The 12,638-nt window shown below is 67.0% G+C and carries 10 protein-coding genes; 6 read left to right on the top strand and 4 right to left on the bottom strand.

The genetic code is table 11. The features are described from left to right. Positions 1–519 precede the first annotated feature (519 nt). The 4 genes from AC3FOF_RS20535 to AC3FOF_RS20520 form a co-directional block, all read right to left on the bottom strand. Positions 520–2,541: a sigma-54-dependent Fis family transcriptional regulator gene (locus tag AC3FOF_RS20535; RefSeq protein WP_488727632.1), complete on the bottom strand. Its 2,022-nt coding sequence runs from the start codon at positions 2,539–2,541 to the stop codon at positions 520–522. 360 nt (positions 2,542–2,901) lie between these two features. After that, on the bottom strand, positions 2,902–3,639 hold the full coding sequence (locus AC3FOF_RS20530; RefSeq protein ID WP_017228921.1) for a haloacid dehalogenase type II: 738 nt from the start codon (positions 3,637–3,639) through the stop codon (positions 2,902–2,904). An 81-nt stretch (positions 3,640–3,720) separates the two neighbouring features. Beyond that, positions 3,721–4,683, bottom strand: a complete 963-nt coding sequence (locus AC3FOF_RS20525; RefSeq protein WP_017228920.1) for an aldo/keto reductase — start codon at positions 4,681–4,683, stop codon at positions 3,721–3,723. Between the two features lie 13 nt (positions 4,684–4,696). Further along, positions 4,697–5,035, bottom strand: coding sequence for a hypothetical protein (locus tag AC3FOF_RS20520; protein ID WP_488727631.1), 339 nt, complete (start codon positions 5,033–5,035; stop codon positions 4,697–4,699). 332 nt (positions 5,036–5,367) lie between these two features. On the opposite strand from AC3FOF_RS20520, the gene AC3FOF_RS20515 reads away from it, so the two are divergent. The 6 genes from AC3FOF_RS20515 to AC3FOF_RS20490 all read left to right on the top strand — a co-directional run bounded on the left by AC3FOF_RS20515 (position 5,368) and on the right by AC3FOF_RS20490 (position 12,628). Further along, positions 5,368–6,297 carry a Bug family tripartite tricarboxylate transporter substrate binding protein gene (locus AC3FOF_RS20515; RefSeq protein WP_276267042.1) on the top strand — a complete coding sequence of 310 codons (930 nt, stop codon included), beginning with the start codon at positions 5,368–5,370 and terminating at the stop codon, positions 6,295–6,297. 11 nt (positions 6,298–6,308) lie between these two features. Further along, positions 6,309–7,424: a DSD1 family PLP-dependent enzyme gene (locus AC3FOF_RS20510; RefSeq protein WP_276267041.1), complete on the top strand. Its 1,116-nt coding sequence runs from the start codon at positions 6,309–6,311 to the stop codon at positions 7,422–7,424. A 37-nt stretch (positions 7,425–7,461) separates the two neighbouring features. Next, positions 7,462–8,928, top strand: a complete 1,467-nt coding sequence (locus AC3FOF_RS20505; protein ID WP_488727630.1) for an N-acyl-D-amino-acid deacylase family protein — start codon at positions 7,462–7,464, stop codon at positions 8,926–8,928. Position 8,929: 1 nt separating this feature from the next. Further along, a complete protein-coding gene (locus AC3FOF_RS20500) occupies positions 8,930–10,063 on the top strand; it encodes a DSD1 family PLP-dependent enzyme (RefSeq protein WP_488727629.1) in 1,134 nt (377 codons plus the stop codon). Positions 10,064–10,185: 122 nt separating this feature from the next. After that, positions 10,186–11,124 (top strand): LysR family transcriptional regulator, encoded by a 939-nt coding sequence (locus tag AC3FOF_RS20495; RefSeq protein ID WP_488727628.1) that lies wholly within the window; start codon positions 10,186–10,188, stop codon positions 11,122–11,124. 130 nt (positions 11,125–11,254) lie between these two features. Next, complete coding sequence (locus AC3FOF_RS20490) at positions 11,255–12,628, top strand: MFS transporter (protein WP_488727627.1); 1,374 nt, start codon at positions 11,255–11,257, stop codon at positions 12,626–12,628. Positions 12,629–12,638 lie beyond the last annotated feature (10 nt).

Here is a 12,638-nt window from a genome sequence, read left to right as displayed (position 1 = left end):
GCAAGGATCGGGAGGTAGTGGCCATTCGTGCCGGTAACGGCAGATGCGTGAGCCACCACGGGCCATTGCCATCAGGGGCGCTATACTGAAACCAGCGCCATCCGCATTGGCAATGCCGTTCGCGCCGGTAGCGCCAGCAGTCAGGCAGGACTGACGCGCCCACCACGAATCCGCAAAGCCACCAAGCCCGACAAGCCAGCCCCCCTGCAAGGGGTCGCTTTCTTTTGGTTACTTTTCTTTACGAGTAAAGAAAAGTGACACCTCCATGTGCCCATGAGCCCGCCGCCACTCCGCCTTTAGGCCCTGCATACCTGTCTCAACCCACCCAAGCCCAAGAGCCCGACACCACTCCGCCTTCAGGCCCTGCAGACCTGTCTCAACCCACCCAAGCCCAAGACCCCGACACCACTCCGCCTTCAGGCCCTGCAGACCTGAATCAGATCCCTACAACGGCATGAGGTCCTACTGAAAACCAAATACCACCAAGAGCCCAACAACCTTAGACCCTGCCCCCCCAAATCACTTCCCCGAAAGAACATCCCGCTGGTTAGGCGAAGCAATGCCATAGCGCGCCATGCGCCGGTACAGCGTCATCCTGCTCACGCCGATCTGCCGCGCCACCGCGCTCAGGTTCCAGCCCGCCGCGCGCAGGTATTGCATCAGCAACATCCCTTCGGGCGGCAGCAGGTGCGGGTCGAAGGCGGCATCCGCTGGCGCCGGCGCGGCAACGGATTCGACGGATGCCTTGCCCGGCGCCGCCGCGCTGGCGGTGGCCGGGAGCAAGCCCGGTTGCGGCGCGGCGCCGATGCTCTCGGGAAGGTCCTCCACCTCGATGTGGCCATCGGTGCAGACCGCGCGCGCGTATTCGAGCGCGTTGCGCAGCTCGCGCAGGTTGCCGGGCCAGCGATGCAGGTGCAGACGCGCGCGTGTCGCTGGCGCAAGGCTCACCTGCCTCTCGCCATCCAGCATCTTGCCGATCAGCCAGTCAAGATCGGAGCGCTCGCGCAGCGGCGGCAGCATCAGGCGCGCGCCATTGAGCCGGTAATACAGGTCCTCGCGAAAGCGTCCGCTGCCAACCAGCTGGTCGAGCGGATGGTGCGTGGCGGAAATCACCCGCACATTGACCGGCACCGGGCGCGCCGCGCCTATGGACAGCACCTCGCCTTCAGCCAGCACGCGCAACAGGCGGGACTGCAGTTCGCGCGGCATGTCGCCGATCTCGTCGAGGAACAGCGTGCCGCCGTCGGCCTCCTGGATCAGCCCGCGCTTGGCCCGGGAGCCGGCGCCCGAGAAACTGTTGGGCAGGTGGCCGAACAGCTCGCTCTCGATCAGGGATTCGGGAATGGCCGCGCAATTCACCGCCACAAACGGCCCGTGGCGGCGCGCGCTGGCCTGGTGCAACGCCTTGGCGAGGTATTCCTTGCCGCTGCCGGTCTCGCCGTTGATCAGCAGGTTGATGGGTGAATCGACCAGCTTGGCGGCACGCAGCAACTGCTGCTGCAGTGCGGCATCGCCACCGCAGAGCGCGGCCAGCGGCGCCTGCAGCGGCGTGGCCCGTTCCCCGCTCTCGCTGGCGCGCTGCCAGCGCAGGGCCGGCGGCATCACGCTGAGGTAGAGCCGCCTGCCGCTGCGGGCCAGCGCCAGCGCGCGCTGCTCGCTCGGGCGCGAATGGACGAAGCGGCCCAACTCGTCGAGCCGCGCCTCGAACAGCGATTCGAACGGCATGCCCAGCACCGGCGTGCCGGCGCCGGCCACGCCCAGTTCGGCCTCCAGCATCTGCTGCGCGCGGCGGTTGTGGCCGACGATGCGGCCCGCCGCATCCAGCGCGACAAGGTATTCCGGGTTGACGTCGACGAACTCCGGCGCGGCATTGAGCTTGAGGATCCAGTCCTCGCGATGGCTGCGCACGAAGCTGGCGTTCTCGATGCGGCTGGCGTAGATGCGCACCATCTGCAGCGCCAGCCCCTGGCTGTCCTTGGCCTGCGGCGAGGTCAGCGCGGAGATGTCGAGGATGGCGCAAAGGCTGCCGTGCGAATCGAACAGCGGCGCCGCGGTGCAGGTCAGGGGGATATGGGTGGCGTCGAAATGATCGGCCTGGTGCACGGTCAGGGCCTCGCCGGTGGCCAGCGCGGTGCCCACCGCGCAGGTGCCGGCGCCGGACTCGCTCCATTGCGCGCCCAGGTACAGGCCGGCGTGGCGCAGGCGGGCATCGGCGTTGGCGTCGCCCAGGTAGTCCACCGTCACGCCCTGGGCGTCGGTCAGCAGCACCACATAGCCCATGCCCGCCACCTGGCTGTACAGCGTCTGCAGGCCGTGGCGCGCGATGCGCGCGAAATCGTCGATGCGCTGCTGGTGCTCGCGCAGCCGCGTCTGCGGCAGGATGCGGGCCTGCTGCATGCGCGCCGGGTCGAGCCCGTACTGGTGCACGCAGCGCCGCCACGAGTTCTGGATGATGGTTTCCGGCGCGCGCGGTATCGGCGCGCTGGCGCGGGTGGTGAGCTGGACTACCGTATCGATGTGCTCGCGTTGCCGCAGGTCCATCGTCGTCTCCTTGTGGTCTCCTGGCGGATCGCCGTCCCGGCGCCGTTGCGCCGCTGGTACTGCCGCGCTACACGCGGACGGACCCGCCATCCCGGCTCTGGTTTGCCTCTCTCGTTGGTGCGCGTGCATGCGCCGTTCATGCGCCGTTCATGCGCTGGCGGGCGACCGGGAATCCTAATGTATCCGACAGCGAGCGGCTTGGGCAAACTCCATCGCTCCGGTGGCACGCGCAGGACACGCCATGTGCCGCCAGGGCATCTTGGCGGACAGGGTCCTGGATGCGCCCGGCGGCACGGCGATCTGCACGCGCAAACGCATCCCGTAGCCTGGATCAGGGGCGGCGGCAAGCCGCCGCCATGCTTACCCGCACAACCGGTCCGCCAGCTCCGTCATGCTGCCCGCCACCACATCCCAGTCCGACTCGGCGGCCAGGTCCTTGGACTGGCGCGGCCCATATTCCGTGGGCCGGTTGACGTAGGCGGTGCGCATGCCATACGCGCGGCCGTGGCGCAGGTCGTAATTGTGCGCCGCCACCAGCATCACCTCGTGCGGCTGCAGGCCGAAGAAGGCGATCACGCCGAGATAGGTTTCCGGGTCCGGCTTGAAGTGGCGCACGATATCGGCGCTGAACACCGCGTCCCACGGCAGCCCGGCATGCTTCGCGGTATCGACCAGGCACGGCACGCTGCCGTTGGAGAAGGTGGAAATGATGTAGCGCTGCTTGAGGCGCGTCAGCCCGGGCACGGTATCGGGCCAGCCCGACAGCCGGTGCCAGGCGAGATTGAGATGCCGCTTCTCCGCTTCGCTCAGGTTCTCGATGCCGAACTGGTCGAGCAGGGCATCGAGCCGCTCGCGGTGCAACACGTCGATATTGGCCCAGGGCCGCTCGCCCTTGCGCACGCGATCCATGCCGGGCGCGTAACCGGCGCGCCAGGCGTCGGCAAAGGCGGCCCAGTCGGCCTCGATGCCTTTTTGCTGCCCGAAGGCGGTGAGGTCGCCGATCACGCTGGTGCGCCAGTCCACCACGGTGCCGAAGACATCGAATACGAGTGCCTTGACCCCCGCCAGGCCGCTGCCGCCTTTGTTGGTGCCATCCATCCCTGCTCTCCTTCCTGATGCTGATTGATGCTGATGCGCGCCGCGCCATGCGCGGCGCCCCCTGTCAAGACACTGGAACGCTCAGGCGCTGGCCTGGTCCAGCAGCGCGACGTCCCCGGCGCTCAACCGCAGCCGGGTGGCGGCGATCAGGTCGTCCAGCTGCGCCAGCGAAGTGGCGCTGGCGATCGGCGCGGTGATGCTGGGGCGCGCGATCTGCCAGGCCAGCGCAACCTGGGTCGGGTTGGAAGCGGTACGCGCGGACACCTCGTCCAGCGCCGCCAGGATGCGCAGGCCGCGCGCATCGAGGTAGGCCTTGACGCGCTGGCCGCGCGCGCTGCTCTTGTCCAGGTCGGCCTCGGAGCGGTACTTGCCGCTCAGGAAGCCGCTGGCGAGCGCGTAATAGTTGAATACGCCCAGGCCTTCGCGCAGCACCAGCGGCTCCAGCTCGCTTTCGTACTCGCTGCGGGTATAGAGGTTGTAATGCGGTTGCAGGCTCTCGTAGCGCGGCAGGCCGTGGCGGCGGCTGACGTCCAGTGCTTCGGCCAGACGCGCGGCGCTGTAGTTGGAGGCGCCGATGGCGCGCACCTTGCCGGCCTTGATCAGGCGGTCGTAGGTTTCCAGCGTGTCTTCCAGCGGCGTGTCCTGGTCGTCGGTGTGCGACTGGTAGAGATCGATGTAGTCGGTCTGCAGGCGCCGCAACGAGGCATCGACGGCGCGTTCGATATAAGCCCGCGACAGGCCCTTGCGCCCCTCGCCCATGTCCATGCCCACCTTGGTGGCCAGCACCACGTCGGCGCGCTTGCCGCTGCGCTTGAACCACTTGCCGAGGATGGTCTCGGACTCGCCGCCCTGGTTGCCGGGCACCCAGCGGGAATAGACGTCCGCCGTGTCGATGAAATTGAGCCCCGCGCCGACGAAGGCGTCGAGCAATGCGAAAGAAGTGGACTCATCGGCACTCCAGCCAAAAACATTGCCGCCGAACGCCAGCGGCGATACTTCCAGTCCTGACTTGCCCAGCTTGCGTCTGATGATGCTCGAGGTCATGCGTATGGCTCCGCTAGTTGCATCGAAAAACCGCCTTGCGCATACCAGCCGCCTGCTGCGTGCGGCCCGGTACCTGGCGGCAAAGGCGCCACGCGCATCCAGGCGCGGCAGAAGACACATTGTAGGCAGTGACGGCAAAGCTTGCCCGCGCGGGTGGCGCGGGCCGGTCTGGTTCGCCGCCCTCACGGGCGGCTTCGGATTGCTGACGAACCCCGCATTTTTCGGAATGTGGGGTTTTTTGTTTGCGCAAGTACAGATGCCCAACCTTGGCTCGGACGAACGCGGGATCGACCGCTGCATCGACCTTGCGCAGCAGGCGATCGGCCCGAACCAACGATGCCAGCGCCACCATCTCCAGCTCGTGCCGGCAAGGGGTGGGTGCGCTTGGCATCGCTCCACAAGTAGCACGCCACGACACCGGCGATTCGTAAGCACGGCTGAATACTGAATGTAGCTGTGGCTAGTTTCTGTTTTGGCTGCGCAGGCCTACCGTTCGCTTACACGCATGTCGCAGGTTTGTGATAGCCGGCGGCTCTCCCGCCAAAAGGAACTCAGATGCGTCTTCTCTCCTTCCGTGCTGCCGGCCTCCCCGCCCTGGGCGGTCCCCTTCCGGCCTTACTCCACCTGCGATGTGTCCCTGCCATGTTTAAACGCCTGTTGCTCCCCATTCTTACCCTTACCGTAATGACCGCCGCTGCAGCGCCAGCCGTCGCGGCCTATCCCGACAGGCCGATCCGGCTGATCGTGCCGTCGGCTCCCGGCGGTGCTCCGGACGCATTGATGCGGGCCCTGGCCCCACAGCTGGCACAGCAGTTGGGCGTACCCATCGTGATCGACAACAAGCCTGGCGGCTCCTACGTGATCGGCACCATGGACCTGGTGAAGTCCGCGCCCGACGGCTACACGCTGGCCTACGGCAACATCGTCTCGCTAGCGACCAACAAATCGCTGCTGCCCTCGGTGCCATATGACGTCGAGAAGGACCTGACGCTGATCGCGAACACGCTGCGCCTGTCCAACATGATGATCGTCAACAACAGCGTGCCCGTCAGGACCATTCCCGAACTGATCGCCTATGCGAAGAAGAATCCGGGCAAGCTGGCCTTCGGCTCGGATGGCAACGGCACCACGGCGCACCTGGGCGTTGAACTCTTCATGGCGATGACCGGCGTCCACATGCTGCATGTGCCCTATCGGGCGGCGACCTCGGCCATCACGGACCTGATCGGCGGCGGCATCCAGCTCATGATGATCAACACGCCGGTTTCCGCGCCGATGGCCCGGGGGGGCAAGGTGCGGGCGCTTGGCATCTCATCGCTGCAGCGCTCGGCTGCGTATCCGGACGTTCCCACCATCGCCGAATCCGGCCTTCCCGGTTTCGAGGTGTCGGCTTGGGGCGGAATCGTCGGCCCGGCCCACATGCCCAAAGACATCGTCGCCCGCCTCAACAAGGAGATCCGCACCGCGCTGGCCAGCCCCGCCGTGCGAGAGCGATTCAGGCTGCTAGGGGCGGAAATCGCGCCTGGCACGCCCGAGGAGTTCCTGGATCTCTCCCGCCGCGAGACGGTCAAGTGGGCCAAGATCGTGAAGTTCTCCGGCGCCAAGATCGATTGAAGGAAACCCCCATGAGTTACTGGAAAGCTGCCCAACCCGGCGACCCCGTCGTTGCCATCGACACACCCGCGCTCGTGCTCGACCTGGATGCGTTCGAGCGCAATCTGCAGCGCATGGCTGACGCATTGCGCGGCCGCAACGTGCGCCTGCGTGCCCACGCCAAGAGCCATAAGTGCCCGGAGATCGCCTTGCGCCAGGTCGCGCTCGGCGCAGTGGGCATCTGCTGCCAGAAGGTCGGAGAGGCAGCCGTATTCGTGGAAGCGGGCATCGGCGACATCCTGGTCACCAACCAGGTAATGGGCGACGCCAAGCTACGCCGCCTGGCTCCGCTCGCACGCAAGGCGCGCATCGGCGTGCTGGCCGATCACCCGCAGCAGGTGCAGGCGCTGGCCGCTGCCGCGCAGGCGCATGCCGTCACCCTCGACGTCTACGCCGAGGTCAACGTCGGCGCCAACCGCTGCGGTGTGGCGCCGGGCGACGAAGCCGTGCAGTTGGCCCGGCAGATCGCAGGCAGCGCGGGGCTGCGCTTCGCCGGGCTGCAGTGCTACCACGGGCCGGCCCAGCATCTGCGCTCGCCGCAGCAACGCGCCGCGGCCATCAAGGAGGCCATCGCGGCGGCGCGCATGACGCGGGACGCCATCGAGGCCTGCGGCATCGCTGTCGAGCGTGTCACGGGCGCCGGCACCGGCACCTTCTTGCATGAACGCGACAGCGGCGTCTTCAACGAGCTCCAGGCGGGGTCCTATATCTTCCTGGACCGCGACTACGGCGACAACGAGCGCGGCGAGGGCGACGTGCCTTTCGAGCACGCGCTGTTCGTGCGCACGACCGTCATGAGCCGGGCGACGCCGCAGCGCGCGATCGTGGATGCCGGTCTGAAGGCGTCGAGCGTGGATTCGGGCATGCCCGCCGTCTGGCAGCGGCCCGATCTGCGCTATGTGAAGGCCGCCGACGAACACGGCGTCCTGGCCACCGCCGATGCCGCCGCGGTGTCGCTGGGCGACGTGCTGATGCTGGTGCCGGGCCACTGCGACCCGACCGTCAATCTCTACGACGAACTGGTGTGCGTGCGCGGCGATAGCGTCGAGGCCCTCTGGCCGGTTGCCGCGCGTGGCGCGCTGTTGTGAGCGCCGGTGCGTCATGGAAACTTCTTTAGGAAATCCCATGCAGGAAAAATTTGACCTTCTGATCCGCAACGCCAGCATCGTGGATGGCACGGGTGCGCCGCGTTACGCGGGCGACATCGGCCTGCGCGGCGACCGCATCTCCCGCATCGGCGATTTGAGGGACGCGCGCGGCGAGGTCGAGATCGACCTCCAAGGCCGCATCGCGGCCCCGGGCTTCATCGACGCCCACACACACGACGACCGCCTGATGCTGTCCAGCCCCGACATGGCCCCCAAGGTCAGCCAGGGCATCACCACGGTGATCGCGGGCAACTGCGGCATCTCGCTCGCGCCGATGCCGCGGCCGATCCCGCAGCCGGTCACGCCGCCACTGAACCTGCTCGACGAGAAGGGCGACTGGTTCGCTTTCCCCACATTCGCCTCCTACATCGCCGCGCTGCGCGGCAAGCCTGCGGCCACCAACTGCGCCTTGCTGGTGGGTCACACCACGCTGCGCGTGGCGACCGTGGACGATCTGGAGCGGCCGGCATCGCAGGCGCAGATCGAGCAGATGCGCAGCCTGGTGCGCGAGGCGCTGGAAGCCGGCGCCATCGGTGTCTCGACCGGCCTGTTCTACGAGCCCTCGATCGCGGCGCCGACCGAGGAGGTGATCGACGTCTGCGGCCCGCTCAAGGCATTCGGCGGCGTGTACTGCACCCACATGCGCGACGAAGCGGACCGGGTGATCGATTCGCTGGAGGAAACCTTCCGCATTGGCCGCGAAGTCGGCGTGCCCGTGGTGATCTCGCACCTCAAGGTGGTCGGAGAAAAGAACAAGGGCCGGTCGCAGGAAGCGCTGTCCGTCATCGAGCGGAACATGGCCACCCAGCCGATCTGCATCGACTGCTATCCCTACACGGCCGGCTCCACGGTCTTGTCGGCCGACCGCGCGGCCAGCTCGACCCGCGTCATCGTGAGCTGGTCGAAGGCGCTGCCGGAATTCGCCGGGCAGGATCTGGACGCCATCGCCGGCAAGCTGGGCGTGGACCAGGACGAAGCGATCCGCCGCCTGAGCCCCGCGGGCGGGATCTACTTCCGGCTGGACGAGGCCGACGTTCAGCGCATCCTGAAGCACGACAAAGTCATGATCGGCTCGGACGGCCTGCCGCACGACGCGTCTCCGCATCCGCGTCTGTGGGGGAGCTTTCCTCGCGTGCTGGGCCACTACGGCCGGTTCCTCGGCTTGTTCCCCCTGGAGACTGCCGTGCACAAGATGACCGGTCTCACCGCGAAGAATTTCGGCCTGAAGGACCGCGGCGTGCTCAAGGAAGGCGCGTTCGCCGACCTGGCCCTGTTCGACGCCGACACCATCGACTCGGCCGCCACCTACGAGGCGCCGATCGCGCCGGCGCACGGTATCGATGCGGTGATCGTCAACGGCGCCGTCGTCTGGCAAGGCGGGGGCTCGACGGGCGCGCGGCCAGGGCGCGTGCTGGCGCGCGAGCCGCAGGAAGCGGGGAGCTGACATGCCGATGCTGGAACAACTGGAAACGCCCGCGCTGCTGCTCGACGAGGCGCGGATGGATCGCAACATCGAACGCATGCGCAACCGCGTGCGGCGGTTGGGCGTTTCCTTCCGCCCCCATGTCAAGACCAACAAGTGCATGGATGTGGCGCGCCGCATGATGGAAACGCCGGAAGGGCCGATCACCGTGTCGACCCTGCTGGAGGCCGAGTACTTCGCAGCGCGTGGCGTCAAGGACATCCTGTATGCGGTGTGCATCGCGCCGAACAAGCTGGACCACGTGGCGGCACTGCAGGACAAAGGCGTGCGGCTCTCGCTCCTCGTGGACAACGTGGAAACGGCGCGGCTGCTCGCCGCGTGGGCGAAGGTGCGAGGATGCCGCGCGGACGTGCTGGTCGAAGTGGATTCGGACGGCCATCGGTCGGGCGTCAAGCCCGATTCAGCAGCGCTGCTGGAAATCGGCCGGTACCTCGAAGGCGCCGGCGTCCCCGTCAAGGGCGTGCTCACGCACGCCGGCAGTTCGTACGACTGCCGGTCGGTGGAGGCAATCCGCGCCATGGCCGAGCAGGAGCGCGCAGGGGCCGTTCACGCGGCGGGCCGATTGCGGGAAGCCGGCATCGAGTGTCCGGTGGTCAGCGTGGGCTCGACCCCGACGGCGCTGTTCGCCGAAAACCTGGCGGGCGTCACCGAACTGCGCGCCGGCGTCTTCGTGTTCTTCGACCTCGTCATGGCTGGCCTGGGAGCGTGCCGACTCGACGATATTGCCTTGTCCGTGCTGGCCACGGTGATCGGGCATCGGCCGGACAAAGGCTGGACCCTGCTGGATGCCGGCTGGATGGCGATGTCGCGCGACCGCGGCACGGCCAGCCAGCCGGTGGATCAACGCTATGGTCTGGTCTGCGATCTCGACGGCCACCCGATCGATGATCTGCTGTTGCTGGAGGCCAACCAGGAGCACGGCATCATGGGACACCGCTCGCGGAAGATCGAAGGCGCGCTGCACCTGCCGGTGGGCACGCAGGTGCGCATCCTTCCCAACCATGCATGCGCCACCGCAGCGCAATACGGCCAGTACAAGGTGCTGGGGCCGGGCCGCGAAGTCGTCGCCACCTGGCAGCGCATCAGCGGCTGGTAAGGTGGTCGCGGGCCTGTGCGAAGGCCGCCGCAGCGACGCTGAAGTCACCGCGTCGCCGGCACTGGGGTTACGCTGCAGCGCGGCTGTAGCAACCTCGCGGAGTACTAACGCGGGAGTCGACGATGCAAGGGGCCGGGCGTACCATTCTTGCCATGCCACATGACATCAACGACTTGCGCTTTTTCGTCACCATCACCGAGAGCGGCTCCTTGGCGGAGGCGGCGCGCCGGCTTGACGTGACACCTTCGGCGGTGTCGCAGCGGCTACAGCAACTGGAGTTGCACCTGGGCACGCAGCTGGCCCACCGCAGCACGCGGCGCTTCAGCCTGACCGAGGAGGGCGAGCTGTTCCACGCCGGCGCTGTCGCGCTGCTGGCGGACCTGGGGGCCCTGGTCGACACGGTGCGCGAGCGCTCGGGTGACGTGGCCGGCACGCTCCATGTCTGTGGCCCGCTCGGGTTCGGCCGGCACTATCTGGCGGGGGCCATCGCCGACTTCCACACACAGCATCCCAAGCTGATGGTGTCGCTGACGCTCAGCGACGTCGTGTCCGCGGCGCAGGCCAATCGGTTCGACTTGATCGTCCATATCGGCAGCCTGCTGGATTCGAGCATGGTCGCTTACCCGATTGCCCCGAACTCGCGACTGGTCTGCGCATCGCCGCGCTATCTCGCGCGCCGCACCGCGCCGCGGGAGCCCAAAGAGCTGGCGCAACACGACTGCATTGTGCTGCGCGAGAACCATGAGGACGTGACGCTGTGGCGCTTTCGCAAGCGGCGCACCGAAGCCGCCGTGCGTGTGCCTGCGATCCTGAGCACCAACGACGGCGAGGTCGCCCGGGAATGGGCGCTTGAGGGCAAGGGCGTGATCGTGCGGTCGGAATGGGACGTGGCCGAAAGTCTGGCCTCCGGCCGCCTCGTGCGCCTGCTGCCCGACTGGCGCTTGCCGGATGCGGACGTTGTGGCGCTGATCGCGAGCCGTGCGGGCTTGTCGGCGCGGGTCAAGCTGTTCCTCTCCTTCCTGCAGGCACGCTTCAAGCCCCAGCCGCCGTGGCGGCAGTAGCGATGTCATGGCGGGAGGCCGAGGCCTTGCGCCTCGCCCGCGGCATCCATCGCCCGCCCGGCTAGCTGGAACCCCCTGTCACGCATGTTGTCTATACAAGCATACCGCCTTCCTTTTGGGGAGATGCCAAATGGACGCCCTGCAAGTAGGGGCTACGCCTCTTTCCGATGAGGACGCACGGCGCCAATTGCGCCGCGCCGTCATCGCCAGCACGATCGGTACCACCATCGAGTGGTACGACTTCTTCCTCTACAGCACGGTGACCGGCCTGGTTTTCGCGAAATTGTATTTCCCGGAGTCGGACCCGGTCGTCGGCACCTTGCAGGCCTTCCTGATCTATGCCGTCGGCTTTCTGGCGAGGCCGGTCGGAGCAGCAATTTTCGGCCACTACGGCGATCGCATCGGGCGCAAGGCCACGCTGATCGTGACCCTGCTGTTGATGGGCCTCGCTACTTTCGCGGTAGCCTTCGTCCCCACCTATGCCACGATCGGCATCTGGGGCGCCGTTGCCCTCACGGTATTGCGCTTTATCCAGGGCGTTGGCGTCGGCGGCGAATGGGGCGGCTCGGTATTGATGTCGATGGAATGGACACGAACGAACGCGCATCGCGGTTTCGTCGCCTCCTGGCCCCAGTTCGGGGTGCCGGCGGGACTCTTCCTGGCCAACCTGGCCGTCCTTGCCATGAGCCAGATCTCCGGCAGCGGATTTCTCACCTGGGGCTGGCGGGTGCCGTTCTTCCTCAGCATCGTGCTGGTCGCGATCGGCCTCTACATACGCTTCAATATCCTCGAGACGCCGATATTCGCGCGGCTCGTGGCCGAGCGCAGGATCGAGAAGACGCCGATGCTCGAGGTGTTGCGCCGCCAGCCGAAGGACATCCTGCTCTCGGCCTTTGCCCGCATGGCCGAACAGGCGCCTTTCTATATATTCACGGCCTTCGTCTTCACCTACGGCGTCTCGACACTGGGCGTGACGCGCGATCTGTTGCTGACGGCGGTGCTGGCGGCGTCGGTGCTGGAATTCTTCACTATCCCGTTCTTTGGCCATCTGTCCGATCTGATCGGGCGGCGGCGCTTGTACATGATCGGCGCCGCCGTGGTCGGCGTATTCGGCTTCCTCTATTTCGCGATGGTCGGCAGCAGGGATCCGCTGTGGATCTTCGTGGCCATCGTGCTCTCGCTGGTGCCGCATTCGATGATGTACGGTCCCCAGGCCGCGTTGATCGCCGAATCCTTCACCGGGCGCCTGCGTTACAGCGGTGCGTCCATGGGCTACCAGCTGGCTTCGGTCATCGCCGGCGGCCCCGCGCCGCTGATCGCGACCGCGCTCTTCGCTTACTACCACTCGGGCTATGCGATTGCGGGCTATATCCTTGGGTGCGCGGTGCTTAGCCTGATAGCCGCTTCGCGGCTGGGCGACTACACGAACAAGGACATCTCCCGGGAATACGACGACCGTCCGTCGACCGGCAACAGCGGACACGCGACGCCGGCAGCACGATGACCGGATGAAC

Source organism: Cupriavidus sp. 96C5-1 (assembly GCF_057798855.1).
Note: the sequence above shows the minus strand (reverse complement) of the source record. Positions and strands in the feature narration are given on the sequence as shown.